Origin of the sequence: Accumulibacter sp., from assembly GCF_016789985.1 — a bacterium.
Lineage (GTDB): Bacteria > Pseudomonadota > Gammaproteobacteria > Burkholderiales > Rhodocyclaceae > Accumulibacter.
Genome location: NZ_JAEUOL010000159.1, coordinates 1 through 26,228 on the forward strand (window position 1 = coordinate 1; position 26,228 = coordinate 26,228).

General features: G+C 66.6%; 19 protein-coding genes. 13 read left to right on the plus strand and 6 right to left on the minus strand.

Going from position 1 to position 26,228, the window contains the following annotated elements; translation table 11 throughout:
• The 3 genes from JNK99_RS09015 to JNK99_RS09025 form a co-directional block, all read right to left on the minus strand.
• Positions 1-2,613 (minus strand): adenosylcobalamin-dependent ribonucleoside-diphosphate reductase (locus JNK99_RS09015; protein ID WP_291851651.1); only part of this gene is annotated, 2,613 nt, incomplete at its 3' end.
• Between the two features lie 358 nt (positions 2,614-2,971).
• Positions 2,972-4,390 (minus strand): bifunctional enoyl-CoA hydratase/phosphate acetyltransferase, encoded by a 1,419-nt coding sequence (locus tag JNK99_RS09020; RefSeq protein ID WP_291851655.1) that lies wholly within the window; start codon positions 4,388-4,390, stop codon positions 2,972-2,974.
• Positions 4,391-4,609: 219 nt separating this feature from the next.
• The gene (locus JNK99_RS09025) at positions 4,610-5,839 is read right to left on the minus strand and encodes a ChaN family lipoprotein (RefSeq protein WP_291851658.1); all 1,230 of its coding nucleotides are present in this window, start codon (positions 5,837-5,839) and stop codon (positions 4,610-4,612) included.
• A 139-nt stretch (positions 5,840-5,978) separates the two neighbouring features.
• Here JNK99_RS09025 and JNK99_RS09030 point away from each other — a divergent pair, with 139 nt between their 5' ends.
• The gene (locus JNK99_RS09030) at positions 5,979-8,060 is read left to right on the plus strand and encodes a molybdopterin oxidoreductase family protein (protein ID WP_291851660.1); all 2,082 of its coding nucleotides are present in this window, start codon (positions 5,979-5,981) and stop codon (positions 8,058-8,060) included.
• On the opposite strand, the gene rsmI is transcribed toward JNK99_RS09030, so the two are convergent.
• Positions 8,024-8,917 carry a 16S rRNA (cytidine(1402)-2'-O)-methyltransferase gene (rsmI, locus tag JNK99_RS09035; RefSeq protein ID WP_291851663.1) on the minus strand — a complete coding sequence of 298 codons (894 nt, stop codon included), beginning with the start codon at positions 8,915-8,917 and terminating at the stop codon, positions 8,024-8,026. The two genes, JNK99_RS09030 and rsmI, sit on opposite strands and share 37 nt — an antisense overlap.
• 16 nt (positions 8,918-8,933) lie before the next feature.
• Between rsmI and JNK99_RS09040 the strand changes: the two genes are divergently transcribed.
• From JNK99_RS09040 to JNK99_RS09055, 4 genes are read left to right on the plus strand one after another with little or no spacing between them, the layout of a single operon-like run.
• Positions 8,934-9,323, plus strand: coding sequence for a YraN family protein (locus JNK99_RS09040; RefSeq protein ID WP_291851666.1), 390 nt, complete (start codon positions 8,934-8,936; stop codon positions 9,321-9,323).
• Complete coding sequence (locus JNK99_RS09045) at positions 9,304-9,696, plus strand: HIRAN domain-containing protein (protein WP_291851668.1); 393 nt, start codon at positions 9,304-9,306, stop codon at positions 9,694-9,696. Before JNK99_RS09040 ends, JNK99_RS09045 begins: the two co-directional genes overlap by 20 nt.
• Before the next feature lie 38 nt (positions 9,697-9,734).
• The gene (locus JNK99_RS09050) at positions 9,735-10,328 is read left to right on the plus strand and encodes a phosphoheptose isomerase (RefSeq protein ID WP_291851757.1); all 594 of its coding nucleotides are present in this window, start codon (positions 9,735-9,737) and stop codon (positions 10,326-10,328) included.
• Positions 10,325-10,975, plus strand: a complete 651-nt coding sequence (locus JNK99_RS09055) for a BON domain-containing protein (protein WP_291851671.1) — start codon at positions 10,325-10,327, stop codon at positions 10,973-10,975. Before JNK99_RS09050 ends, JNK99_RS09055 begins: the two co-directional genes overlap by 4 nt.
• A 29-nt stretch (positions 10,976-11,004) precedes the next feature.
• On the opposite strand, the gene JNK99_RS09060 is transcribed toward JNK99_RS09055, so the two are convergent.
• Complete coding sequence (locus tag JNK99_RS09060) at positions 11,005-11,361, minus strand: dihydroneopterin aldolase (RefSeq protein WP_291851674.1); 357 nt, start codon at positions 11,359-11,361, stop codon at positions 11,005-11,007.
• A 113-nt stretch (positions 11,362-11,474) separates the two neighbouring features.
• Here JNK99_RS09060 and plsY point away from each other — a divergent pair, with 113 nt between their 5' ends.
• From plsY to JNK99_RS09090, 6 genes are all read left to right on the plus strand, one after another.
• Entirely contained in the window at positions 11,475-12,101 is a 627-nt protein-coding gene (plsY, locus tag JNK99_RS09065) for a glycerol-3-phosphate 1-O-acyltransferase PlsY (protein WP_291851677.1), read from the plus strand.
• A gap of 92 nt (positions 12,102-12,193) precedes the next feature.
• Complete coding sequence (locus tag JNK99_RS09070; RefSeq protein ID WP_291851680.1) at positions 12,194-14,329, plus strand: class I SAM-dependent DNA methyltransferase; 2,136 nt, start codon at positions 12,194-12,196, stop codon at positions 14,327-14,329.
• Positions 14,326-15,591, plus strand: a complete 1,266-nt coding sequence (locus tag JNK99_RS09075) for a restriction endonuclease subunit S (RefSeq protein WP_291851683.1) — start codon at positions 14,326-14,328, stop codon at positions 15,589-15,591. Before JNK99_RS09070 ends, JNK99_RS09075 begins: the two co-directional genes overlap by 4 nt.
• A 114-nt stretch (positions 15,592-15,705) precedes the next feature.
• Positions 15,706-16,179: a helix-turn-helix domain-containing protein gene (locus JNK99_RS09080; protein ID WP_291851685.1), complete on the plus strand. Its 474-nt coding sequence runs from the start codon at positions 15,706-15,708 to the stop codon at positions 16,177-16,179.
• A 12-nt stretch (positions 16,180-16,191) separates the two neighbouring features.
• Positions 16,192-16,434, plus strand: a complete 243-nt coding sequence (locus JNK99_RS09085; RefSeq protein WP_291851688.1) for a hypothetical protein — start codon at positions 16,192-16,194, stop codon at positions 16,432-16,434.
• Positions 16,434-19,697, plus strand: a complete 3,264-nt coding sequence (locus JNK99_RS09090) for a type I restriction endonuclease subunit R (protein WP_291851691.1) — start codon at positions 16,434-16,436, stop codon at positions 19,695-19,697. Before JNK99_RS09085 ends, JNK99_RS09090 begins: the two co-directional genes overlap by 1 nt.
• A gap of 114 nt (positions 19,698-19,811) precedes the next feature.
• On the opposite strand, the gene tsaD is transcribed toward JNK99_RS09090, so the two are convergent.
• Complete coding sequence (tsaD, locus tag JNK99_RS09095) at positions 19,812-20,834, minus strand: tRNA (adenosine(37)-N6)-threonylcarbamoyltransferase complex transferase subunit TsaD (protein ID WP_291851760.1); 1,023 nt, start codon at positions 20,832-20,834, stop codon at positions 19,812-19,814.
• Between the two features lie 130 nt (positions 20,835-20,964).
• On the opposite strand from tsaD, the gene JNK99_RS09100 reads away from it, so the two are divergent.
• On the plus strand, positions 20,965-22,137 hold the full coding sequence (locus JNK99_RS09100) for a right-handed parallel beta-helix repeat-containing protein (RefSeq protein ID WP_291851693.1): 1,173 nt from the start codon (positions 20,965-20,967) through the stop codon (positions 22,135-22,137).
• A 294-nt stretch (positions 22,138-22,431) separates the two neighbouring features.
• A complete protein-coding gene (locus JNK99_RS09105) occupies positions 22,432-26,217 on the plus strand; it encodes a S8 family serine peptidase (RefSeq protein ID WP_291851695.1) in 3,786 nt (1,261 codons plus the stop codon).
• The last annotated feature ends 11 nt before the right edge of the window (positions 26,218-26,228 follow it).

Sequence of the window (26,228 nt, forward strand, 5' to 3'; positions counted from 1 at the left end):
GAGTGGCTCGGGGTAGTCGAGCAGCTTCCTGAGCTTCATGCCGATCCACGCCGGATCGAGCACGCGCATGTCGAAGGACAGCAGCTTGGTCAGGCCGTCGAGGGCGCGCGGGTAGTTGCCGGAGAGCCAGACCGAGTACGGTCGCGTGACGCCGTCGGGCAGGGTGATTTCCTTGAGACCGAGGACGAAGTCTTCGCCGGTGGCCGGGTTGAAGACGTCGACCGTCCAGGAGAGTGTGCCGTCGGTACCGGTCTTCGGCTCCTTGCGGCTGAACATGGCGTCGAGCACCGGGGTCGGGCCTTCATGGCGGAACGAGCCGAGGCGTTCGACGCGGAACTGGATCAACTGCGCCATCGCGGCGACCACCGAGGGCATGCGCTTGTGTTCGCCATGCGGCGGGAAAGGCATGTCGAAGCCTTCGTCGCCGGCCGTCCTGGCCAGTGATTCGAGCTTCAGCGCCAGCCAGCCGTGGTCGTTGGCGCGCATGTCCATCGACAGGGTCTTGGCGACGGCGCCGAGGCCGCGCGGCTGTTCGGGGCCGTTGACCCAGGCTTCGAACGGCCAGCAACGGCCTTCCTGTTCGATCTCGCCGACGAAGAGGGCGAATTTGCCGTGCGTGTGCTCGATCATGTAGGTCCACGCCATGTTGCCCTCCGCCAGGTTGGGCCGGTTGGGCCAGCGCAGGCTGGCGAGCACCGGTGCGGGCAGCGTCTTGATGGTCAGCCGGCGGTTGGCGTCGCCAAGCTCGAAATCCTGCGGCTGCTTGCGGTCTTCGATCTGTTTCTGCGAGATGGGCGGTGACCCGACCGAGAGCACCGAGCCGAGCACGGCGTTCGGGCGGTAGGTGGCCAGCCCCTTGAGGCCGGATTTCCAGGCGCTCAGGTAGAGATCCTGGAAGTCTTCGTAGGGGTAGTCGGCGGGGACGTTGACCGTCTTGGAGATCGACGTGTCGATGTACGGGGCGACGGCGGCGACCATGTCCTTGTGCGCCCTGGCCGAGATTTCGAGCGCGGTGACGAAGTAGTCGGGCAGCTTGTCGACGTCGCCGCCGAGGTGCTTGTAGAGACGCCAGGCGTAGTCCTCGACGGCGTATTCCTTGAGCGTGCCGTCGGCCATCCGCTTCTTGCGGTGGTAGGTCCAGGAGAAGGGTGGTTCGATGCCGTTCGAGGCGTTGTCGGCGAAGGCCAGCGAGATGGTACCGGTCGGCGCGATCGACAGCAGGTGCGAGTTGCGCAGGCCGTGCTTGCGGATCTCGGACTTGATGTCGGCCGGCAGGCGCGAGGCGAAGTTGCCGCCGGCGAGGTAGAGTTCGCTGTTGAACAGCGGGAAGGCGCCGCGCTCCCTGGCCAGTTCGACCGACGCCAGGTAGGCGGTGTCGCGCAGGAATTCGGCGATGCGGGCACCCATCGCGGTGGCTTCCGGACGATCGTAGCGCAGGCGCAGCAGGCACAGGGTGTCGCCGAGACCGGTGAAGCCGAGGCCGATGCGGCGCTTGTTGGCGGCTTCCGCACGCTGCCGGTCGAGCGGCCAGGCGGTGACGTCGAGGACGTTGTCGAGCATGCGGGTGGACACCCTGATCACCTCGCCGAAGGTCTCGAAATCGAACTCGGCGTCGAGGGTGAACGGCGCCTTGACGAACAGCGTCAGGTTGATCGAACCGAGGCAGCAGCAGCCGTAGGGCGGCAGCGGTTGCTCGGCGCAGGGGTTGGTGGCCTCGATGACTTCGCAGTAATAGAGGTTGTTGTCCTTGTTCATGCGGTCGAGGAAGAGGATGCCGGGTTCGGCATGGTCGTAGGTGGATTTCATTACCTGTTCCCAGAGGTCGCGCGCGCGCACCCGGCGGTACACCCAGATGCCGTCTTCGCGCTGGAAGGCGCCGGCGCGCCGGAGGTCCGGGCCGGGCTCGGCGCGATGCGTCAGTTCGACTTCGGCATCGGCCTCGACGGCACTCATGAAGGCGTCGGTGACGGCGATCGAGACGTTGAAGTTGGTCAGATCGCCGTGGTCCTTGGCGTGGATGAAGACTTCGATGTCCGGGTGGTCGCAGCGCAGGACGCCCATCTGGGCGCCGCGCCGGGCGCCGGCCGATTCGACCGTTTCGCACGAGCGGTCGAACACCCGCATGTACGACACCGGGCCGGAAGCGCGCGACTGCGTACCCTTGACCAGGGCGCCGATCGGCCGGATCGACGAGAAGTCGTAACCGACCCCACCGCCGCGGCGCATGGTTTCGGCGGCTTCGGCCAGGGCACTGTAGATGCCCGGTTTGCCATCGACGATTTCGACCACCGAATCGCCGATCGGCTGCACGAAACAGTTGATCAGTGTCGCCGCGAGCGTCGTGCCGGCCGCCGAGTTGATCCGTCCGGCGGGCACGAAACCGTTCTCCTGCGCCCACAGGAAGCGCGCTTCCCAATGCGCGCGCTGCTTCTCGTCCTCGTTCGCGGCGAGCGCGCTGGCGACGCGGCGGCGCACGTCGTGCACCGTCATTTCGTTGCCCTTGGCGTATTTTTCGACCAGCACCTCGCCCGAGATTTCCTGTTCGGCAAGCGGCGCGATCGCCGGCGCCTCGGCGATCGCCGACAGGGGTAGCTGGTAGGTCATCTGGCTCATGGGCTGTTCCTCGAAGTGAGTGAATCCGGTGGCCTGCGCTGCTGGCAGGGAATGGTTGCGGGTGATGTCCGTCCCGGGCACAGTGGCCGGCGCGGCTTGTGCCGCCTGCCGTGGAGCACCCCGGACGACGTGCGACGAGCAGACGGCGCCTATCGCGTAACAGACGCAAAGCTACTACATGTAGTTGTATGAAACAAGGAGACAACTAAATGTAGTTATCCACAATCAGCCGGCAATGACGCGGAAAGGTCGTGAAATCACCACCTTGGCGTACCGGGAGAGCGACATAGAATTTTTTTCTGAGGGCGGCGTGACCGGCGCGGCGGTTTGCGCCGGTCGGTCGGCTCCGCCTGCCGGCTCAGCTTGTCCTGACCCGCCCGCGGTTGGCGTGGGCAATCAGCGAGGCGATGACGCAGGATGCGATGCGCGTTTCGGCGGTGTCGGCGCGACTGGTGAGGACGATGGGCACGCGCGCGCCGAGCACGATGCCGGAACTCAGGGCGTTGGCCAGATACTCGAGTTGCTTGGCGATCATGTTGCCGGACTCGAGATCGGGCACCACCAGGATGTCGGCGCGGCCGGCCACCGCCGAGTTGATCCCCTTGGTCTTGGCGGCGACCAGCGACACGGCGTTGTCGAAGGCGAGCGGCCCGTCGAGCAGGCCGCCCTTGATCTGGCCGCGGTCGGCCATCTTGCACAGCGCCGCGGCGTCGAGGGTGGACTGGATCTTGGGATTGACGGTCTCGACCGCCGAGAGGATCGCCACCTTGGGTTCGGGGGTGCCGATGATGTGCGCCAGGTCGATCGCGTTCTGGATGATATCCACCTTGTCCGACAGCGTCGGCAGAATGTTGATCGCCGCGTCGGTGATCATGATCGGGCGCGGATAGGTCGGCACATCCATCAGGAAGACGTGGCTGATGCGGCGCTCGGTGCGCAGGCCGGCAGCGCGCGAGATGACCTCGGCCATCAGCTCGTCGGTATGCAGGCTGCCCTTCATCAGGGCCTCGACATCGCCGCTGCGCACCAGGGTGACGGCCATGGCCGCCGCTTCGTGGCTGTGCCTGACGTTCACGATGCGGTGCGAGCGCAGGTCGAAGCCGTTTTCCTCGGCAACCGCGCGTATCTTCTGCTCCGGGCCGATCAGGAAGGGATCGATCAGGTTTGCCTCGGCGGCGAGCAGCGCGCCCTTGAGCGACTCGCGGTCACAGGGGTGCACCACCGCCATGTCGATCGGCGCCAGGCCGGCGGCGCGTTCGACCAGCGCCTGCAACCGCGCGTACTTGTCGGAAATGGTGATTTCCGGCATCGCCGTGCGCTTGGTGCGCATCTTTTCCATCGGCGCCAGCACCTCGGCGCTGCCGGAGACCACCACCAGGCCGTCCTGATTGATGCAGGCGCAGTCGAGGATGATGTGATGATTGTGGTCGAACTTCTGCCTGACCGTCACCGTCACCGTCACCGTGTCGCCGATCGTCACCGGCCGGGCGAAGTGCAGGGTCGATTCGATCAGCACGGTCCCCGGCCCCGGGAACTGGGTACCCAGGATGGTCGACAGCAGGGAGGCGGACCACATGCCATGCGCAATGAAATCGCGGAACAGGCCGCTGTGGCGGAATTCGGCGGTGGCCAGTGCCGGGTTCATGTCGCCGGACATCAGCGCAAAGAGCTTGACGTCCTCCGGACGCAGGGTGCGCAGCAGCGACGACGAGTCGCCGACGCGAACCTCGTCGTAGGTCCGGCTTTCGAGGTATTCGAGAGGTGCTTCGAAATGCATGATCGTCCTCCGCAGGATGCTCAGAATCGGGTTCGGCCGCCGCCCGCATGCTGCAGCGCAGGCGCCACCGCTGCGCGGGTTGCTCCGCGCCAGCGTCAGGTGATGCCGGGCGAACGGATCGAGCGCGGCTGGCGGAGCATCGACATTATGCTGCAATGCACCACAAAATGGTATGGCGATTTGTCGAGTGAATGCTCGAGCCCGGCCGGCGACGCGCGCTCAGTCGGCGGGAAACCTGACGATCACCTCGATCTGGCGTCCATCCCGTTCGATCAGCAGCGGCAGCCAGGTGCCCGGCGGCTGGCGGCGGATCGCCGCCTGCACCTCGGCGATCCGCGCCACCGGCTTGCCGGCCAGTCCGCTGATCCGGTCGCCGGCCTGCAGGCCGCTCTGCCCGGCCAGGCTGCCGCTGCCGACACTGGCGATCAGCACCCGCCCGTCCTGGCTGTCGAGGGAAACACCGAGGCGCGGCGGATCGGGCAGCGTGGCAGGCAGCAGCGGCAGGGTGAACAGCGCATCGGCCAGTCCCGGCTGCAGGTCGGCGCAATCGGCGGTGGCCGGACGCGGCAGGAGCGTGCCGATCGAGCGGACGCCCAGGGCGCGCAATTGATGCGGCACGCCGTGTCCGGCACGCAGGTGTCCGCTCCCCATGATGCCGACCAGCAGCGGCCGGATGCCACGGCTGGTCGGCTGCGCCCGGCTGGCGAGGGCTTCCGCCATCGCCCGGTCCCAGGCCAGTTGGGAATCGACGAAGCGGGCAAACGCGGGATCGGTGACAGCGGCGTCGCCCGGCTTGCCGCGCCTCCCGGCGTGTTCGCCATAGACCTCGAAGAGGATGTCGCGGTAGGCCGGCAGCGCCGGCGCCGGCCTGCCGACCCCTTCGCGCTCCTCCACCGGCACGTCGTCCCAGCCCTTTTCGGCAATCGCCCGCGTCAGTTTTTCGTCGATGTTCAGGGCGAGCATCGGAATCCGGTTGAGGCGTGCGAAGTGGAAGAGCGGCAGGTAGATCTCGGCCGGCTGGCTCCAGACCGTGTCCCATTCGGCTTCGCGGAGAAACTCGCTGACCGTCAACTGGCCAGCCACCCAGCGCTCGAGCACCGGCTGCAGGCGGCGCGGAAACATCTCGAAGCCGATCACCAGCGCCGGTCGCAGGGCGTACAGTCCGGCGAGGACCTGCAACTGCCAGCGGTGATGATCGGCGTCGTCATGCTGTTCGCCGAGCAGCACGACATCGCGCTCGACCAGTTCGGCAAGCACGCGCTGCGCGTCCGAACGCTGCGCACGCTGATGCGTGAAGACCGTCCAGCTTGCCGGCGGCGGGCACGCCTCGCCGGGCAATTGCGCGGCGAGCGCCATTTTTCCGTCGGCCGCCGCCTGGCCGGCCGGCCAGCCGAGCATGGCAAGAAACAACAGGGTGCGAAGCGGGCGGGGGAGAAAATCGGTTTTCATGAGCAGGCAATCGGCCAGGGAGGGCGGGCGAGGGAACGAAAGGAAAGGAGCGGGCAAAGGATGGCAGGCAAAGGGTGCCACAAGAAGGATCAAGCTGCTATCGTATCGCCGTCACCATCCTTTGCCGGAGCACCCGATCATGGCCACGCCAGCCCTGCCGAGCAGCCCCAGCCAATCCGTGCGCGGCGCCTGCCCGCACGATTGTCCGGATACCTGCGCCCTCGAGATCACCGTACGTGACGGCCGCGTGATCAAGGTCGCCGGCGCAGCCGACCACCGGCCGACGGCCGGCGTGCTGTGCACCAAGGTGGCCTACTATCCCGAGCGCATCCATCATCCCGAACGCCTGCTGCACCCGCTGCGCCGCGTCGGCGCGAAGGGGCCGGGGGCGCGTTTCGAGCGCATTTCCTGGGAACAGGCGCTGAACTGCATCGCCGAGCGCCTGCGCGCCATTGTCGCGACCGACGGTGCCGAAGCGATCGTGCCCTACAGTTATGCCGGCAACTCCGGCCTGCTCGGCTACGGTTCGATGGACCGCCGTTTCTTCCACCGCCTCGGCGCAGCGCAGCTCGACCGGACGATCTGCGCCAGCGCGGGCGCCATGGGCTACCGCGCAACGATCGGGGCGAGCGTCGGCCTCGACCCCGAGAACGTCGTCGATGCGCGGCTGATCATCCTCTGGGGCAGCAACAGCGTGGTTTCCAACCTGCACTTCTGGCGCCTGGCACAGGAGGCGAAGCGGCGCGGCGCGCGCCTGATCGCCATCGACCCCTGCCGTACGGCGACGGCCGACAAATGCGACCAGCACATCGCCCTGCTGCCGGGCACCGACAGCGCCCTGGCACTTGGTCTGATGCATGTGCTGCTGCGCGACGATCTGCTCGACCACGACTACATCGCGCGCCATACGCTCGGTTTCGCGGCACTCGGCGAGCGCCTGCGCTCCTTCCCGCCGGAGCGGGTGGCCGAAATCTGCGGCCTCGACCAGGCCACCATCGAAAACCTCGCTCATGAGTACGGCAGCACGCGGGCGGCGGCGATCCGTACCAACTATGGCATCAACCGCACCGCCGGCGGCGGCATGGCGCTGCGCACCGTGGCCTGCCTGCCGGCGCTCACCGGCGCCTGGCGCGATCCGGCCGGCGGCGTGCTGCTGTCCACCTCGGGCAACTACCCGGTAGACACGGCAGCACTCGAACGCCCGGACCTGATGCCCGAGCCGGCACCGCGCACGATCAACATGAGTACCATCGGTCACGACCTGCTGCGCGCCCAGCCGCCGATCAAGGCCCTGTTCGTGTACAACAGCAATCCGGTGGCGGTGGCGCCGCAAGCGGGCGAGGTGGTGCGCGGTTTTGCCCGCGACGACCTGTTCACCGTCGTGCACGATCTGTTTCAGACCGACACCGCCGATTACGCGGACATCCTGCTGCCGGCGACCAGCCACATGGAGCAACTGGACATCCACAAGTCGTACGGACACCTCTACCTGCAGGTCAACCATCCGGCCATCCCGCCGCTCGGCGAAGCGCTGCCGAACACCGAACTGTTTCGCCGCCTGGCGCGGGAAATGGGCTTCAGCGAGGCGTGCTTTGCCGACAGTGACGAGGATCTCTGCCGTCAGGCCTTCGACTGGCAGGACCCCCGGCTGGCCGGATTGTCCTGGGAGAAACTGAGTGCCGACGGCCATGCACGCCTGAACCTGCCAACGCGCCACGCACCGTTCGCGCAGGGCGGTTTCCCGACGCCTTCCGGCAAGTGCGAGTTCTACAGCGCCATGCTCGCCAGCCAGGGATTCGACCCGCTGCCCGCCTTCACCGCGCCGCGCGAGTGGCGGCACAGCCCGCTGGCGCAGGAGTTCCCGCTGGCGCTGATCACGCCGCCGGCGCGCAACTTCCTCAACACCAGCTTCGCCAACTCGGCCCGCTTTCTGGCGCAGGAGAAATCGCCGGCGCTGCAGATCAACCCGGCCGACGCGGCGGCACGCGGCATCGTCGAAGGCAGTCCGTTGCGCATCTTCAACCGGCGCGGCGAATTCAGCGCGCGCGCCGTGGTCACCGACCGCGTGCGCCCGGGAGTGGCCATGGCCAGCTCGATCTGGTGGCGCAAGCTGTCGCCCGACGGGCGCAACTGCAACGAGGTGACCAGCCAGGCGCTGACCGACATGGCCGGCGGCGCGACCTTCTACGACTGTCTGGTGGAGGTGGCCGCCGCCCGATGAGCGGCCACGGCCTCGCCCGCCTCCTGCAGGCACAGGGCCTGCTGGTAAAGCGCCTTGCGGCCGGCGCCGGTGATGGCGTGCGCCAGACGTGTCGCCTGACTGACCGGCAGGCCGTCGTCGAGCAGCAGTCTGAGAACGCGTTCGCCCGCGCCGCCCTCTGCCGCCGGCGGCGCACCGGAAACGACGAGGACGAACTCGCCGCGCTGCCGATTGGCGTCGGCCAGCAGCCATTCCTGTGCCTCGCCCAGCGGGCAGGCGTGAATGCTCTCGAACAGCTTGGTCAGCTCGCGCGCCAGGACCAGGGTCCGCCCCGGACCAAAGGCCTCGGCCAGCGCGGCAACCGCTTCGACGATGCGATGCGGCGCCTCGTAGAAAACCAGCGCGTAGGGCAGCGGCGCGAGCTGGCGCAGTGCCTCGGCACGCTGCCCGGCCTTGCTCGGCAGGAATCCGTAGAACAGGAAGTGCGCGTCACCCAGCCCGGCAGCCGACAACGCGACGACCGCAGCACAGGGTCCGGGCAACGGCACGACCCGGTAACCGGCGGCACGCACCCGCGCCACCAGCCGCGCCCCGGGATCGGAAACGCCGGGTGTGCCGGCGTCCACCACCAGCGCCACCGACTCGCCGGCGGCGAGTCGCGTGATCACCTGCTGTGCCGCTCCTTCCTCGTTGTGCCGATGCGCCGCCAGCAGACGGGCGTTGCTGCCGTAGTGCCGGAGCAGCGGCGTGCTGTGGCGCGTATCCTCGGCCGCCACCCAGGGTACCTGGCGCAGAACTTCGATCGCCCGCTGCGTCATGTCGCCGAGATGGCCCAGCGGGGTGGGAACTACATATAATGCGGTCGATTCTTTCGTCATGAGGTCCGGCTTCCAGGTGAGCGGCAAAGATAACACGCCGGCTGGCGGCGGGCACCCCGCCCGGCCGGGGCAGGTGGCCGAGGATCTCGCGGCGCGCTTCCTCGACAGGCATGGCCTGCGCGTGCTGGTGCGCAACTTCCGCTGCCGGGATGGCGAGGTGGATCTGATCTGCCGCGAACAGAACGTCCTGGTCTTCGTCGAGGTGCGCCTGCGCCGCAATGCCGACTACGGCGGTGCCGCCGCCAGCATCACGGCGACCAAGCAACGGCGCATCATCCTCGCCGCCGAACACTATCTGGCCGGTTTGCCGGGCCGGGAGTGCGACTGCCGTTTCGACTGCATCCTGCTCGACGGGCTGTCCACGGCGGCGATCGAATGGATTCGCGATGCCTTCCCGGCGTCTTGACCAGGCGCTGTGGCTGGCCCGGCTGTGGCCGGCCTTTTTCTGTCTGCCGGCGGCGGCCGGCGAGACGGTCAAGGTGCTCGTGCAGAGTTCGCCACTGGCCGGCAGCCAGTATTACGCGGTGACCGAGCTATGGTCGCAGATCCGGCCGGGCGACCGCCTGACCCTGGTCCGCGAAACCGACAACCGACACGACCGCAACGCGGTGCGTGTCGAGTGGAACGGCCGGCAGCTCGGCTACGTGCCGCGCGCCGAGAATCGGGCCGTCGCCCGGGCGCTCGACGACGGGGAAAAACTGCAGGCGCGCGTCGCGCGCCTGCGCGAGGACCGCAATCCCTGGCGCCGCGTCGAGTTCGAGGTCTTCCTGATTCTCTGATGTTAGAATCCGGAATTGCCCGACGCGAAGCACGACCGATGGACCTGACCTCCCGTATCGCCCAGCACTTCAAGGACAGCGCGCAAACCAAACTCGACGCCATCGAACTGCTCGCCGCACCGATTGCCCGGGCAATCGAAGCGATGGTCGGATGCCTGCTCAACAACGGCAAGATCCTCGCCTGCGGCAACGGCGGCTCGGCCGCCGACGCGCAGCACCTGGCCGCCGAACTGGTCGGCCGCTTCGAGCTGGAGCGCCATGAACTGGCGGCCATCGCCCTGACCACCGACAGCTCGATCCTCTCGGCGATCGCCAACGACTACGGCTATCAGGCCATCTTCGCCAAACAGGTGCGCGCCCTTGGCCAGCCGGGCGATGTGCTGGTGGCGATCTCGACCTCGGGCAATTCGCCCAATGTCGTCGCGGCGATCGAGGTGGCGCACGAAAACGACCTGCGCGTCGTCGCACTGACCGGCAAGAGCGGCGGCGCGATCGGCGAAATGCTGCACGACGGGGACGTCCACATCTGTGTGCCGGCCGAGCGCACGGCGCGCATTCAGGAAACGCATGTGCTCGCCATCCATTGTCTGTGCGACGGCATCGATTGCCTGCTCATGGGAGTTGAAGAATGAAACGATCGCTCGCCACCGGTCTGCTGCTCGGCGCAGCCCTCATGCCCCTGCTGCAGGGCTGCCTGCCGATGGTTGCCGCCGGCGCCAGTGGTGGCGCCCTGGCGGCTTTCGACCGCCGATCGCTGGGTACGCAGACCGACGATGAAACCATCGAGTGGAAGGCCAGTGCGCGCGTCAACGAGAAACCGTGGGAGAACGTGCACGCCAATTTCACCAGCTATGGCCGCAAGGTGTTGATCAGCGGAGAAGTGCCCTCCGAGCAGGTGAAGATGGAGATCGAAACCATCGTCACCGGCGTGCAGCAGGTTCAGGGAATTTACAACGAACTCGGCGTCGGCCCGGTCAGCTCCTTCTCGACGCGCAGCAACGACTCCTACATCACCACCCGCGTCAAGAGCCACTTCGTCGACTCCGGCAAGTTCAACGCCATCCACGTCAAGGTGGTGACCGAGGCGGGCGTCGTCTACCTGATGGGTCTGGTGACCCAGCGCGAGGCCGATGCGGCGATCCAGGTGGCGCGCACCACCAGCGACGTCAGGAAGGTGGTGACGCTGTTCGAGATCATCTCCGACGCCAGGGCGCGCGAACTCGATGTCAGCCTGCCCAAGGCCGGCCCGCCGGCGCCACCGGCAACCGGCGGCGGCTGACCCGGCACGGCCCGCCAGGACGGGCGTGATCAGGCCGCGGCGCCGCGCTCGATCACCACGCCCACCCGTTGCACGCCGCGCATCATGCCGAGCTTGGCAATCGAGACCCGCACCCAGGTCGCGCCGAAATCCTCGAGCAGCAGGGTGGCCACGTACTCGGCCAGCCTTTCCAGCAGATTGAAATGGCGGATGGCGAGTTCGCTGCGCAAGCGGTCCACCACCTGCGCGTAGTCGATCGTGTCACCGATGTCGTCGCTGGCCCCCGCGCTGGCGGTGGAAGTGCCGATCTGCAACGAAATCTCGACGGTTTGCGGCAGGGCTTTCTCGCGCGGGTAGATGCCGATCAGCGTCGAGGCACGAAGGTCGTTGATGAAGATGAGGTCCATGCGGCAAGTGCGTCAGATGGCTGTAGTATCATTGGTCGGGCACGCCGCCCGCGACGCGACGACAGAGCGCGCATTCTAACCCAGCCCCCTCCGACCCACCGATCCTTCAACCGATGCCTTCGTCCCTGATCACGCTGCTTGCCGTCACCGCCGCCTATCTGCTCGGCTCCGTTTCCTTTGCCCTGGTCGCCAGCCGGCTCTTCGGTCTCGCCGACCCGCGCAGTTACGGCTCGAAAAACCCCGGCGCCACCAATGTGCTGCGCAGCGGCCACAAGGGCGCGGCCCTGTTTACCCTGATCGGCGACGCAGCCAAGGGCTGGCTGGCGGTTTTCCTTGCCGCGCACTATGCGCCGCTGTACGGGCTCGCCGGCTACACCGTCGGACTGGTCGCCCTGGCCGTCTTTTTCGGCCACCTCTACCCGATCTTCCTCAAGTTCAAGGGAGGCAAGGGCGTCGCCACCGCGGCCGGCGTGCTGCTGGCGATCAACCCCTGGCTCGGCCTGGCGACGCTTGCCACCTGGTTGCTCGTCGCCTTCAGCTTGCGCTACTCGTCGCTGGCGGCGCTGGTGGCCGCCGCCTCGGCGCCGCTCTACGCCGTCCTGATGTGGGGCAACGACCGCATCGTGCCGGTGATCGGCATCATCGCCATGGCGCTGATCGGCAAGCACTGGCAGAACCTGCAACGGCTGATGGCCGGCAGCGAACCGAGAATCGGTGACAAGCGTCAAGCGCGCCAATAACCCAGGAAAAATGCTGACGCCTTTTCGGCGGGCGCGCTCGGGCACCGAGCAGCAAAAGCGGAGCGCAAGGGTTTTCCCGTAACAGGCGTCTGATGAACCGAGAACAACTAAAAAAACTCGAACGCGATCTCTGGTCCGCCGCCGACAAGCTGCGCGCCAACAGCGACCTCAAGGCCAGCGAATACGGCACGCCGGTGCTGGGGCTGATCTTCCTCAAGTTCGCCGACAACAAGTACCGGCAGTTTGAGGACGCCATCCTCGCCGAGTATCAAAAGCACAAGGGTCGGCGTACGGAGCGCAGCCTGCAGGACATCGCCATCGAGAAATGCGGCTTCGCCCTCGGCCCGCAAGCCCGCTACGACCACCTGCTCGACCTGCCCGAGCGGGAAGACATCCCGAAAGCCATCCGCGCCGCGATGGCCAGCATCGAGGCCAGCAAGCCCGAGCTGCTGGGCGTGCTGCCGCAGCAGGAATACGACCGCTTCAGCCGCAACCCGCAGAACCGCGGCATCCCCAAGGCGCTGCTCAAACTGTTCTCCGACATCCCGCTCGACGCCGCCGGCGACGTCTTCGGCCAGATCTACGAATACTTCCTGGGCAACTTCGCGATGAGCGAAGGCCAGGGCGGCGGCGAGTTCTTCACGCCGCGCTCGGTGGTGCGGCTGATGGTGGAGATCATCGAGCCGCACGGCGGCAAGGTCTTCGACCCCGCCTGCGGATCGGGCGGCATGTTCGTGCAGTCGGCGCAGTTCATCGAGCAGCATCGCAAGGACGCCGCGCAGGACCTCGACGTTTACGTCTACGGCACCGAGAAGACGCTGGAGACCGTCAAGCTGGCCAGGATGAACCTGGCCGTGAACGGATTGCGCGGCGAGGTGAAGCAGGCCAACACCTACTCCGAAGACCCGTTCGGCGCCTTCGCCAACTTCGACTACGTGCTCGCCAACCCGCCGTTCAACGTGGACGACGTGCCGCTCGACCAGGTGGAGAACGACAAGCGCTTCAACACCTACGGCGTGCCGCGCAACAAGACCAGGGCCAGCAGTGGCAGGGGCAGCGCGAAGGCTGAGCAGAAGGCGCAGGAGACGGTGCCCAACGCCAACTACCTGTGGATCAACCTGTTCGCCACCTCACTGAAGCCTGGCGGCCGTGCTGCTCTGGTGATGGCCAACTCGGCCAGCGACGCGCGACATTCCGAAGCCGACATCCGCCGCACGCTGATCCAGAACAACCTGATCTACGGCATGCTCACGCTGCCGTCCAACCTGTTCTACACCGTCACGCTGCCGGCCACGCTGTGGTTCTTCGACAAGGGCAAGGCCGCTGAGTCCAAAGATTCGCGAGTGCTCTTCATCGACGCGCGCAACGTGTTCACGCAGATCGACCGCGCGCACCGCGAGCTGAGCGACGCGCAGATCCAGAACCTGGCGATCATCCCGCGCCTGCACAAGGGCCGGCGCGGCGAGTTCGTGGCGCTGGTGGATGGCTATTTCCGCAGCGGCTTGCAGAAGCTGCAGGCCGGCCATGCCACGCTGCCGGCGCTGGCCGAGCGGCTGCGCGCCGTGCTGGGCGACGACGCGGCCGAAGCGCCCGAAGCCACTGCGGCCGGGCTGGCGGCGGTGGACCACCTGCTGGCGCAGTGGGTGCAGCTCGAACAGCTGGCCCACACGCAGCAGGCGTACTTCGCGGCGCATGGCGACGGTGAAGACGTGGAGCCCCGCAACCAGGCGCAGCACGCGTTGCGCGCGACCTACACCCCGTTCTTCACCGCGCTGCACGCCAGCCTGAAAGCGCTGGACAAGGCCGTCCGCGACGGCGACAAGCGCAGGGCCGAGGCGACCAAGGCGGCCGGCCGGCGGGGTGGCAGCAACCGGCAGAGCAAGGCCGTGAAGGACGCGCTGCAGGCGCTGCACGACGAGGTGAAGATGGCCGAGAGCGATTTCGGCCACATCGAGTGGCTGCAGCAGCGCTTTCCGAAGGCAGCCTACGAGGACGTGACCGGGCTGTGCAAGCTGGCGACGCAATCGGAGATCGAGGAGCAGGATTGGTCGTTGAATCCAGGGCGGTACGTGGGTGTGGTGATCGAGGAAGATGGGAAAACTGAAGACGAGTTCCTCGAACAACTGGCTGAGGCGGCCGAGGAACTCAAGGAGCTCGAAGACAACGCCGCTGAGCTGTCAGCCGTGGTCGCGAGTAATGTTGCTGCGCTGCTCGGAGAGGCGGCGTGACTTGGACCCAGTCCCGGCTTGGTGATTTGCTCACGGTCGAGCATGGTTTTGCTTTCAAGGGCGAATACTTTAGCGATGCGGGTGAACTGGTGGTCTTGACGCCGGGGAACTTTCATGAGCGTGGCGGCTTCCGTCCCCGTCCCGAAAAGGATCGTTTCTACTTGGCCGCGTTTCCAGAGCGCTATTTGCTCAAGCAGGGCGATTTGATAGTTGCAATGACCGAACAAGGGGAAGGACTGCTGGGAAGCTCTGCGTTGATTCCAGAGGGCGGTCGCTATCTTCATAACCAGCGTCTCGGATTGATCAGGGAGAAGCCCAGCAAGGCAGACCGACGGTTTCTGTACTACCTGTTCAACGCACCGACGGTCCGAGAGCAGATACGGAACAGCTCTTCTGGAGCGAAGGTGCGACACACATCTCCCGAGCGCATCTGCTCAGTCTTGGTGCGCGCACCAGACCCGGGCAGTCAGCGCAAGATCGCTGCAATCCTCTCCGCCTACGACGACCTGATTGCCAACAACCAGCGGCGCATCGCGCTGCTGGAGGGCATGGCCGAGGAGATCTACCGCGAGTGGTTCGTGCGGATGCGGTTTCCCGGGCACGCCAGGGCTCGCTTCAAGTCCGGTTTACCGGACGGTTGGACGCAATGCCGACTCTCCGCGGTCGCTGAGGTCAATGCTCGTTCTATGAAGAATGGATCGGGGCCGGAGTTGATTCGCTACGTCGACATCAGCGCCGTTGGCACAAACGAGATGAATTGGCCCGACGAGATCCCCTTTTCGCAGGCACCGGGGCGTGCCCGCCGCATCGTTCGAAGCGGGGACATTCTCTGGTCATCTGTTAGGCCGGGAAACAAGGCCTATTGCATCGTTGTCTCGGCCGCAGCCAATCTCGTCGCATCAACAGGATTTGCCGTCATCTCGCCCAAGCCAGGGCAACCGTACTCCTACCTTCACCAGGCGACGACCACGCAGAACTTCGTCGACCAGATGGTGGCCATCGCCAAGGGTTCAGCCTATCCCGCGACGTCGTTCGACGATTTCAGGCGAGCGCTCATCATTTGGCCCGATGCGTCACTGTTGAGCGAGTTTGATGCGCTGTGCAAGCCCATGTATGAGCAAGTGGACGGTCTCCGAGCGGCGAACAGGCAACTCGCGACTCTGCGCGACGCCCTCCTCCCCCGCCTCATCTCCGGCAAACTCAAGGTCGATCACCTCGCCATCCGCCTGCCCCCGTCCATGCAGGAAAGCGTCACCACCTGACGCAAGGCCGCCGCCCTACCTGTTGCGTTTATTGCGTTTATTGCGTATGGTTCGAGCCTACCGCCCCGCCAACAACGGCAGCCCACCCGCGCCGTGATGCCCGGAGAACCCGCCATGCCCCGCCCCGCCGAAACCGCTGATAACGCGATGGACACCGTGCTCGACGAGCACGACGCCGCGCTGGCGCAGGCCGCGCAGCGCTGCCTGATGGCGGCGCTGGACCATTCACGCGCGGCCACGGTTCGCCTGGTGGCCGACGGCCAAGACATGCCTTCTGTCGAGCTGCCGCCCAAGGCGCTGCGCCTGGTGGCCGACATGCTGGGCATGATGGCGCAGCGCCAGCCGGTAGTGCTGCTGCCGCAGAAGATGGAGCTGTCCACACAGGACGCGGCGGCCTTCCTCAACGTGTCGCGGCCCTTCGTGGTCAAGCAGATCGACGAAGGGCGGCTGCCCTGCCGCAAGGTAGGCCGGCACCGGCGCATCCTGTTCGACGACCTGCTGGCCTACCAGCAGGCGCTGCACGAGCAAACCGAGGCCGCGTTGCAGGCGCTGGCCGACCAGGCCCAGGCGCTCGGACTGGACCGCTAGGCGTTTGCGCAGATGGCCGGCTCGGCCCGCTACACGGCCATCCTCGACGCCAACGTGCTCTATCCGGCGACGCTGCGCGACCTGCTGCTGAGCCTGGCTCGCGACGGGCTGTACCACGCGCGCTGGACAGAGCGCATCGAGGCGAGCCTGACCGGGCTGCCCGATGCCGAGGCGCTGGATCTGGCCGGGGCAATAGAGAAGCTGCAGATGCCACTGGTGGCGGCGCGCCTGCGCGAAGTGGCCGAGTTGATCTGATGGCCAACTTCATCTCCGAAGACGATATCGAGCAGGCCCTGTTGCAGCGGCTGCAGCACCTGGCCGGCTGGAACACGCTGAACTGCTTCACCGCCCAGGCCGACGATCTGAACGACGGATCGGGCCGCGCCGACAAGCGCGAGGTGATCCTCGCCGACCACCTGCGCGCGGCCATCGCCCGCCTGAACCCGCAGGTGCCGCCCGCCGCCCAGGAGCAGGCCGTGGCCACGCTGCTGCAGCCGCGCATGGCGATGAGCCTGGTGAAGGCCAACCGCGAGGTGGATGGCCTGGTCCGCGACGGCGTGGTGGTAGAGTTCGAGGCCACGCAGGGGCCGGAGGCCGGCAAGACCGTGACCGAGCGCGTGCGCGTCATCGACTTCGAGCAGCCTGCGCCCGGACGCACTGAATCAGGCCGCAACGAGTACCTGGCCGTCGCGCAGCTGTGGGTGCGCGGCGAGAAGGGCTACCGCCGCCCCGACGTGCTGTTGTACGTCAACGGCCTGCCACTGGTGTTCGTCGAACTGAAGAACAGCAACGTCAAGCTCAAGGCGGCCTACGACGACAACCTGACCAACTACAAGGCCGAGATCCCGCAACTGTTCGCGGCCAATGTGCTGTGCCTGCTGAGCAACGGCATCGAGACCAGGGTGGGCAGCCTGACGGCCGAGTGGGAACACTTCTTCGCCTGGCTGCGCGTGGACGACGGGAAGGAAGTGATCGACCGTGCGCAGCTGGCCGACAGCGCTCTGAGCCTGGAACGCGCGGTGCTGGGCCTGCTCGCCCCGGCACGGCTGCTGGACTACGTCGAGAACTTCGTCGTCTTCCACCGCGAGACGAACAAGGTGGTGGCGCAGAACCATCAGTTCATCGGCGTGAACAACGCCTTCGAGGTGTTCACGCGTCGGCAGACGGTGGGCGGCAAGCTGGGCGTTTTCTGGCACACGCAGGGCTCGGGCAAGAGCTTTTCGATGGTGTTCTACACGCGCAAGGTCTGCCGCAAGCTCAGCGGCAACTTCAGCTTCGTGGTGGTGACCGACCGCGACGACCTGGACGGCCAGATCTACCGCAACTTCCTGCACACCGGCACCGTGGCGCCCAGGGACGAGGTGCGCCCGCGCGACAGCGCCCAGCTGCGCGACATGCTCGGCAAGAACAAGCGCGTGGTGTTCACGCTGATCCAGAAGTTCCGCTACGACAAGGGCAAGGACTACCCGCTGCTGTCGGACCGCGACGACATCATCGTCATCGTCGACGAGGCGCACCGCACGCAGTACGCCGGCTTGGCCGAGAACATGCGCGCCGGCCTGCCCAACGCCAACTACCTTGCCTTCACCGGCACGCCGCTGCTCGGCAAGGACCAAAAGACGAACGCCTGGTTCGGCGACTACGTCTCGGAATACAACTTCCAGCAGAGCGTGGAAGACGGCGCTACGGTGCCGCTGTTCTACGAGAAGCGCGTTCCCGGGGTGCTGATCCAGAACGACAACCTCAACCAGGAGTTCGTGGAGATCCTGGAGGACGAGAACCTGGACGACGCGGCGCAGCAGAAGCTGGAGCAGCGCTTTGCGCAGGAGATCGAGGTCATCAAGCGCGACGACCGGCTGGAGCTGATCGCCGACGACATCGTCTTCCACTTCCCGCGCCGCGGTTACCTGGGCAAGGGCATGGTGATCGCGGTGGACAAGTTCACCGCCGTCACCATGTACGACAAGGTGCAGGCGAAGTGGAAGCAGGAGATCAAGTCGCTGCTGGGGTGCATCGCGGCCACGCCGAACGAGATCGAGCGCGTTCGGCTGAAGCGCATCCTCGACTGGATGCGCAAGGTCGAGATGGCGGTGGTGGTGAGCGCGGAGAATGGTGAAGAGGAGAAGTTCGCCGCCCGCGGCCTGGACATCAAGCCTCAGCGCAAGCGCATGGACGCGCTGGACAGGAACGGCCACGACATCGAGCACAACTTCAAGGACCCGGAGCACCCGCTGCAACTGGTCTTCGTCTGCGCGATGTGGCTGACGGGCTTCGACGCACCGACGGTGAGCACGCTGTACCTGGACAAGCCGATCCAGGGCCACACGCTGATGCAGACCATCGCGCGGGCCAACCGGGTGACCTCGCACACCATCAACGGCGTGGCCAAGCGCAACGGCGAGATCGTCGACTACTACAATGTCTTCCGGCGCATGAAGAAGGCGCTGCGCGACTACGCCGCCGGGCCGACCGACGACGACGAGCTGCCGGTGCGCGAGAAGGAAGCGCTGTTCACGCTGCTGGACGAGGCCATCGAGCAGGGCCTGGCCTTCTGCCAAAGCAATGGCGTGCCACTGCGCGAGGCGCTCGGCCGCGACGACGTGTTCACCAAGCTCGGCCAGTTCAACGCCTACGCCAACACGCTGCTGGCCGGCGACGAACTGCGCAAGAGCTTCAACGTCTACGAGAACACGATGACTGCGCTGTACGAGGCGTGCAAGCCGGAAGTGCTGAGCCGCGGCAAGGGCCGCGTCGTCTCGGCCTTCCAGTTCCTGCGCGGGGTGATGGACACCATCGTCGAACAGGTGGACGTGGATGCGGCAGTGCGGCGCCTGGGTGAACTGCTCGATGAAAGTGTGGTCGTCGACCAGGCCGAGACCTTCAAGGCCAGGCAGTTCGCCGCCGAGTACCAGATCGTGCAGCGCGGCAAGGCCTGGGACCTGAGCAGGGTGGACGTCGACAAGCTGCGCGCGGAGTTCGGACAGGCCGAATACAGGAACATCGCCATCGCCGACCTGCGCTCCTTCATCGAGAAGAAACTGGCCGACATGCTGGCGCAGAACGCGACGCGTACCGCCTTCGCGCAGCGGTTGCAGGCGGTGATTGACGCCTACAACTCAGGGGCGACGGCGACTGAGGACTACTACCAGCAGCTCACCGACTACGTGGCCGACATGCAGGCGGAAGCCGAGCGCCATGTGCGCGAGGGACTGACCGAGGACGAGCTGGAGCTGTTCGACCTGCTGAAGAAGGAGGCGATGACGCAGGACGAGACGCAGCGCGTCAAGCTGGCGGCGAAGCGGCTGCTGAAGCGTTTGGTCGAAGAGCACCCCAAGGTGCTGGTACAGGACTGGTTCAAAGACAACCAGACGCAGAAGCAGGTTCGGTCAGAGATCGAGCGGGTGCTGGATGAAGGGTTACCGGAGACCTACGAGCGCGCGCTGTTCAAGCAGAAGTGCGACAACGTCTTCGACCTCGTTGTGGACTATGCGAGCCGCGGGCGCAAGTGGGCGGCCTAGGCAACTGCCGGGCCAGCCTGCGTCGGTCGCCTGGCGCCTCAGGCCAAGGCGCTCGCCAGTTCCGGCCGTCGCGCGAGCACGGATTCAGGTGTTGCCTTGCCTCTTCAACCAGGCTCAAATCCCGGTCAGCGGCCAGCGCGGCCGCACGGCAAAGGCGCCGGCCGGCTTGCCGGACACGCCGGCCTGCAGGCGCAACGCGCCGGCCAGCGCGATCATCGCGCCGTTGTCGGTGCAGAATTCGAGTTCCGGGTAGTAGACGGCGATCCTGGCGCGCGCCGCCTGGGCGTCGAGCTGGCGGCGCAGTTCGCGGTTGGCGCCGACGCCACCGGCCACCACCAGTTGCTTCAGGCCGCTCTGTTTCACCGCGCGCAGCGACTTGCCGACCAGCACTTCGACAATTGCTTCCTGAAAGCCGCGCGCAATGTCGGCGCGCTGCTGGTCGCCGAGACTGCCCAGCTCGCGCACCCGGGTCAGCACGGCGGTTTTCAGGCCACTGAAGCTGAAGTCGAGATCACCCGATTTGAGCATCGGCCGCGGCAATCTGACGAGGCCGGCGCGACCGCTTTCGGCGAGTGCCGCCAACGCCGGTCCACCGGGGTAACCGAGGCCGAGCAGCTTGGCCGTCTTGTCGAACGCCTCGCCGGCCGCGTCATCGAGCGTTTCGCCCAGCAAGGCGTACTCACCGACACCGGTGACCCGCATCAACTGGCTGTGACCGCCCGAGACGAGCAGGGCGACGAAGGGAAAACGCGGCGGCCGGGCGGACAGCAGCGGCGACAGCAGATGGCCCTCGAGGTGGTGCACCGGAACGGTCGGCACATCCAGAGCCGTCGCCAGTGCTTCGGCGAACGCCGCACCGACCAGCAGGGCACCGGCCAGCCCTGGCCCCTGCGTGTAGGCGACGGCGTCGAGTTCGGCCAGCCGGCACCCGCTGTCGGCGAGCACCTGCCGCAACAGCGGCACGACGCGCCGGACATGATCGCGCGAGGCGAGTTCGGGCACCACGCCGCCATAGTCGGCGTGCATGCTCACCTGCGAATGCAGGGCATGCGCGAGCAGACGGCCGCCAGCCTCGCTGCCGCTGTACAGCGCCATACCCGTTTCGTCGCAGGAGGATTCGATTCCGAGGACCAGCACCGGCGGCATTCTAACACTCCAGTACTCTGGCGCGGCCGGCCCGGCCCCACGGCACGGGACGCCGGGTGCCGATGCCACGGTTTCGCGCCACGGCCGAAGCAAGGTAAGCTGCACCGAGGAGGAAGCACTGATGCCGGTCTTGCCATCACCGGCCGGAGCGACCGATTCGTGGCAAGCGACCGCGATCGGCCGCGCCGTGCCGCCGCACCGCCCTGCCCTGCTGGCGCTGGCCCTGTTGACCCTGACGACCGCGGCAGGAGGCACGCCGCCGAACTGTCCACGCGCGGAGGAAATCACGATCACCCAGGATACCCGGCTCGACCCGGCCTGCATCTACCGCAGCACGCTGCGCATCGTGGCCGGCGGCGTGCTGCTCGACTGCCGTGGCGCGCTGATCGATGCGCGCGGGCGACGTTTCGGCATCCTGATCGGCGATCGTCAGGCGGTGAGCGAGGTGACGGTCCGCAACTGCCGCATCCGCGGCGGCGGCAACGGGGTCTTCGTCGGCCGCACCGAACCCGACTCGGTCAAGGCCGCCGCGCATGACCGGGAAACGCTCTACCGCATCTCGCCGCATCACGTCATCCTGGAGAGCATCAGCGTTGACGGAGCGGCCGGCGTCGGCATCTACCTCGACGACTACGTCAGCGCGGTGCGCATCATCGGCAGCGCGGTGCATGGTGCGGGCTCGGCCGGAATCTATCTCGAACACGGTTCACGGCACAACGAGATCATCGGTTCGACCATCACCGGCAACGGCTACGGCAGTTTTCCGCGTTATCGCTTCGGCGCCTCACGCCGCGAGGGGATCGCCATCGACGCTTCGGCCGACAACCGCGTGCAGGGCAATCACATCGCCGGCAACGCGGCCGGCGGCATCTTTCTCTACAAGAACTGTCAGGAGCACGTGCACAGCCGGCCGCACAGTGTTCCACGCTGGCAGGGGGCGGATCGCAACCTGATCCGGGGCAACCGCATCGAGGACGAGCAGGTGGGCGTCTGGATCGCCGCGCGACAAAGCCGCGACCTCAGCGCCTGGGACTGCGGCGATCCCCCCTACCTGGGCTCCAGCCACTACCTCGACCATGCCCGCCACAACCGGGTGAACGACAACCGCTTCGAGAAGGTCGCCACCGGGGTACGCATCGAGGACGATGACAACACGGTCGACGGCAACACCTTCATCGACAGCGACACCCCCGTCGAACTGGGCGCGCAGCTGCGCCAGGCGGTTTCGGGCCGGGCGCTGCAGGGGGTGGAGATTCGGGACAACGTGGTCAGAAAAAGCGGCGCCGACCGCTGAGGGTGCGCCGACACCGCCCCCGCCAGCCGGGCCGGCAGGAACGGTGACGACATCTTGCCGGGTACAGTGGCAGCCTGCCGTGTCGGCTTGCGGCAACAGGGCATCGAGCCGGGCAGGACGTGCCGAAGCCACGTCGCGGAGCAGGTTGAACAACCGTTGCGGCTGGCGTAGCATCGGCCGCATTGGCGTCACGATACCGACCGGGACGGCCATCCCGATCCATGCCCGCTGCACGATTGCGCCGGGCCACGGTCAGTACACTGGAACATCCGCCGTCTGCGAGGAAACGATCCGATGACTACCCCGACCCCCGTCAGTCCTGCCGCAGAACGCACTCCGAGCTCCACCGGCCAGCCCCTGGCCGACTACAACGACCCCGCGCTGGCGGGGTACTGGCACCTCTGGAGCGCCGCTGGCGCGACCAAGGGCGCCAACGTGGCAAGTGTCTGGAGCGACTACCGCGGCAGCGGAGTGGTGGTCGCGGTCATCGACGATGGCATCGACTACACGCACCCCGACCTGACGGCCAACTACGCCCCGGCGCTCGATCGCGACACGCGCGACCATGACGACGACGCCTACCCGAGCGACCCGACGGACCGGCACGGAACGACCGTGGCAGGCGTGATTGCCGCCGCTCTGGATAACGCCATCGGGGGATCGGGGGTCGCCCCCGCGGCCACCCTGGCCGGCTTCCGCATCGGTTTTGGCAACAACGGAACCCTCGGGCAGATTCTCGAAGCCTATGAGCGGCTGGTGACGGTCGATGTGGCCAACAATAGCTGGGGCTTCGGCGGCTTCTTCAGCGACAGTTTTCTCGATCCGGAGCTGGGCGGCATCGCCGCCGCCCTGCAGACTGCGCTGGCCAGCGGACGCAACGGGCTAGGCACGGTCGTCGTTTTTGCCGCCGGCAACGGCCGCTCGTCCGGCCAGGACGTCAACTACCACGCTTTTCAGAACCAGCGCGGGATCATCTCGGTCGCCGCCACCGACTGGACCGGCAACTACGCCTACTTTTCGACACCGGGCGCCGCACTGCTGGTCGCCGCACCCGGACAGGACATCAGCACCACCGACCGGGTCGGAGCGCTCGGTTACTCCGGCGACTCTTACGCCACGATGAGCGGTACGTCGTTTTCCTCGCCACTGGTCAGTGGCGTCGCCGCCCTGATGCTCGACGCCAACGACGGGCTGGGCTGGCGCGACGTACAGGAAATACTGGCAGCGACCGCGGTGCAGACCGGAGGGTCGGCTGGCTGGTCGTTCAACGGTGCGAACAACTGGAACGGCGGCGGCATGCATGCCAGCCACGACTACGGTTTCGGGCTGGTTGACGCCTTCGCGGCCGTGCGCGTCGCCGAAAGCTGGCGGAACACCTCCACCTCCGACAACGAATGGGTCGCCGGCGGGGTGCAGTACCCCGGCGCCGCCATCCCGGACGTCGGCAGCATCTCGTCGTCCATCACCTTGCCCGACGGCCTGCGCATCGACCATGTCGAGGTCGAGGTGCTGCTGACGCATGGCGCCATCGCACAACTGCAGATCACGCTCACCGCGCCGGACGGCACGCAGAGCCTGCTCGTGCACAACCCCCCGACCAGCCAGGCCAACCTCCATTTCAACCTGTCCACGACGCACGACTGGGGTGAGCTGTCGGGTGGCACCTGGACGCTGACCATCACCGACCCCCAGAGCGGCGCCTGGGGGACGTTCAACGCCTGGGCACTGCGCGCTTACGGCGATCTGGCCGGCGACGATACCTATGTCTACACCGACGAATTCGGCAGTCTCGCCAGCGCCGACCCCGCGCGGCTCGTCCTCGCCGATCAGGATGGCAATGACACGCTCAACAGCGCGGCGGTCGGCTCGGATAGCGTGCTCGACCTGCGGCCCGGACAGCTCTCGTCGATCGACGGGCAGACAGTGATCATCGCCAGCGGGACGCTGATCGAGAACGCCGACAGCGGTGATGGCAACGATCGGCTGATCGGCAACGACGCGGCGAACTCGCTGCGCGGCTGGCGCGGCAACGACACGCTCGACGGTGGAGCGGGCAACGACACGCTCGACGGCGGGAGCGGTGACGACACCTTCCTGATCGACGCAAGCGGCGACCTGATCATCGAAGCTGCCGCAGGTGGCAACGATACGGTCGTCACCACCCTGAGCAAGTATGTCCTGGGCGCCTCGCTGGAAAACCTGAGCCATGCCGGAACGGCGGCCTTCAGCGGGACCGGCAATGCAGCAGCCAACTCGATCAGCGGCGGCGCCGGCCGGGACACGCTGAGCGGCGGACTGGCTGCCGACACCCTGCAAGGCGGTGCAGGCGACGACACCTATTACGTGGACAATGCCCTGGATATCCTCGTCGAAGCCCCGGGCGAAGGCTCGGACACCGTCTACAGCAGTATCGACTGGGTCCTCGGCGCCAACATCGAACGGCTTTACCTGACCGGCGCTGCCCTCTACGGCAACGGCAACGATCTCGCCAACACGCTCTATGGCACCGCCAGCAGTACCGGCAACCTGCTGCGCGGCGGCGCGGGGAACGACACCTACTACGCCGGCGCCGGCGACAGCGTCGCGGAAAACGCGAACGAGGGCACCGACAGCGTGTACTGCTACGGCGACTTCACTCTGGCGGCCAACGTCGAGCATCTCTATCTCAACGTCACCGTCGCCGCATCGCTGAACGGCAACAGCCTGGCCAACAGTCTGCGCGGCAACGCCGGCAATGACGTCCTGGGGGGCCTCGAGGGCAACGACACGCTGAATGGCGGCAGCGGTGCCGACACCCTGTACGGCGGCGCCGGCAACGACACCTACTACGTAGACAACGTCCTCGACAGCATCGTCGAAGGCTCGGGCGACGGCTCCGACACCGTGTACGCCAGTATCGACTGGGTCCTCGGCGCCAATACCGAACGGCTTTACCTGACCGGCAGCGCCATCAATGGCAGCGGCAACGATCTCGCCAACACGCTCTACGGCACCGCCAGCAGTACCGGCAACCTGCTGCGCGGCGGACCGGGCAATGACGTCTACTATGCCGGCGCCGGCGACAGCGTCGAAGAAAACGAGAACGGCGGCAGCGATGCCGTGTACTGCTATGGCGACTTCACCCTGGCGGCCAACGTCGAGCATCTCTATCTCAATGCCACCGTTGCCGCATCGCTGAACGGCAACAACCTGGCCAACAGTCTGCGCGGCAACGCCGGCAACGACCTGCTGTGGGGCTTCGAAGGCAACGACACGCTGAATGGCGGCAGCGGCGGCGACACCCTGTACGGCGGCGCCGGCGACGACACTTATTACGTCGATGACGCGCTGGATGGCGTCGTCGAACTGCTGCCCGGCGATGGTCGCGACACCGTCAATAGCAGCATCGACTGGGCGCTCGGTGCCAATCTCGAACGGCTTTCCCTGACCGGTAGCGCCGCCATCGCCGGCAGCGGCAACGACCTCGCCAACACGCTCTACGGCAACAGCAACAGCGCCGCCAACCTGCTCAGTGGCGGCCAGGGCAACGACACCTACTATGCCGGGGTTGGCGACACGATCATCGAGGCATTGAACGCGGGCAGCGACAGCGTGTACTGCTACGGCGATTTCACGCTGCAGCCCAACGTCGAGAACCTCTATCTGAATGTCACCAGCGCCGCGACGCTGGCTGGCAACGAGCTGGCCAACAGTCTGCGCGGCAACGCCGGCAACGACCTGCTGAGCGGTCTCGAGGGCAACGACACGCTGAACGGCGGGCTCGGCGCCGACACGCTCAACGGGGGAGTCGGCAACGATCTCCTCTCGGGCGCGGGGGGCGCCGACCGCTTCGTTTTCGACCGCAGCACCGGCTCGGACAAGGTCATCGACTTCACGCGCGGCGAGGACCTGATTCAGTTGAGCAGTGCGCCCGGCCTGGCCGGTTTTGCCGACCTCGACACCAATCACGACGGCATCGTGCAGACCGGCGACGACTGGGTCCGCATGGCGGGCGCCGACCTCGTGCTCGATATCGGCGGTAGCCAGTTGCAGATCGTCGGACAAACGCAGTTGCTCGGCACCGACTTTCTCTTCGTCTGAGCGACTGCCTC

Bases quoted from the DNA above. Each gene is read 5' to 3' on its own strand.
- JNK99_RS09085 (WP_291851688.1), top strand. From the start codon at position 16,192: ATGGCCGGCTCGGCCCGCTACACGGCCATCCTCGACGCCAACGTGCTC.
- rsmI (WP_291851663.1), bottom strand. From the start codon at position 8,917: ATGACGAAAGAATCGACCGCATTATATGTAGTTCCCACCCCGCTGGGC.
- JNK99_RS09020 (WP_291851655.1), bottom strand. From the start codon at position 4,390: ATGCATTTCGAAGCACCTCTCGAATACCTCGAAAGCCGGACCTACGAC.
- plsY (WP_291851677.1), top strand. From the start codon at position 11,475: ATGCCTTCGTCCCTGATCACGCTGCTTGCCGTCACCGCCGCCTATCTG.
- JNK99_RS09055 (WP_291851671.1), top strand. From the start codon at position 10,325: ATGAAACGATCGCTCGCCACCGGTCTGCTGCTCGGCGCAGCCCTCATG.
- JNK99_RS09070 (WP_291851680.1), top strand. From the start codon at position 12,194: ATGAACCGAGAACAACTAAAAAAACTCGAACGCGATCTCTGGTCCGCC.
- JNK99_RS09060 (WP_291851674.1), bottom strand. From the start codon at position 11,361: ATGGACCTCATCTTCATCAACGACCTTCGTGCCTCGACGCTGATCGGC.
- JNK99_RS09030 (WP_291851660.1), top strand. From the start codon at position 5,979: ATGGCCACGCCAGCCCTGCCGAGCAGCCCCAGCCAATCCGTGCGCGGC.
- JNK99_RS09045 (WP_291851668.1), top strand. From the start codon at position 9,304: ATGCCTTCCCGGCGTCTTGACCAGGCGCTGTGGCTGGCCCGGCTGTGG.
- JNK99_RS09105 (WP_291851695.1), top strand. From the start codon at position 22,432: ATGACTACCCCGACCCCCGTCAGTCCTGCCGCAGAACGCACTCCGAGC.
- JNK99_RS09050 (WP_291851757.1), top strand. From the start codon at position 9,735: ATGGACCTGACCTCCCGTATCGCCCAGCACTTCAAGGACAGCGCGCAA.
- JNK99_RS09080 (WP_291851685.1), top strand. From the start codon at position 15,706: ATGCCCCGCCCCGCCGAAACCGCTGATAACGCGATGGACACCGTGCTC.
- JNK99_RS09025 (WP_291851658.1), bottom strand. From the start codon at position 5,839: ATGAAAACCGATTTTCTCCCCCGCCCGCTTCGCACCCTGTTGTTTCTT.
- JNK99_RS09090 (WP_291851691.1), top strand. From the start codon at position 16,434: ATGGCCAACTTCATCTCCGAAGACGATATCGAGCAGGCCCTGTTGCAG.
- JNK99_RS09100 (WP_291851693.1), top strand. From the start codon at position 20,965: ATGCCGGTCTTGCCATCACCGGCCGGAGCGACCGATTCGTGGCAAGCG.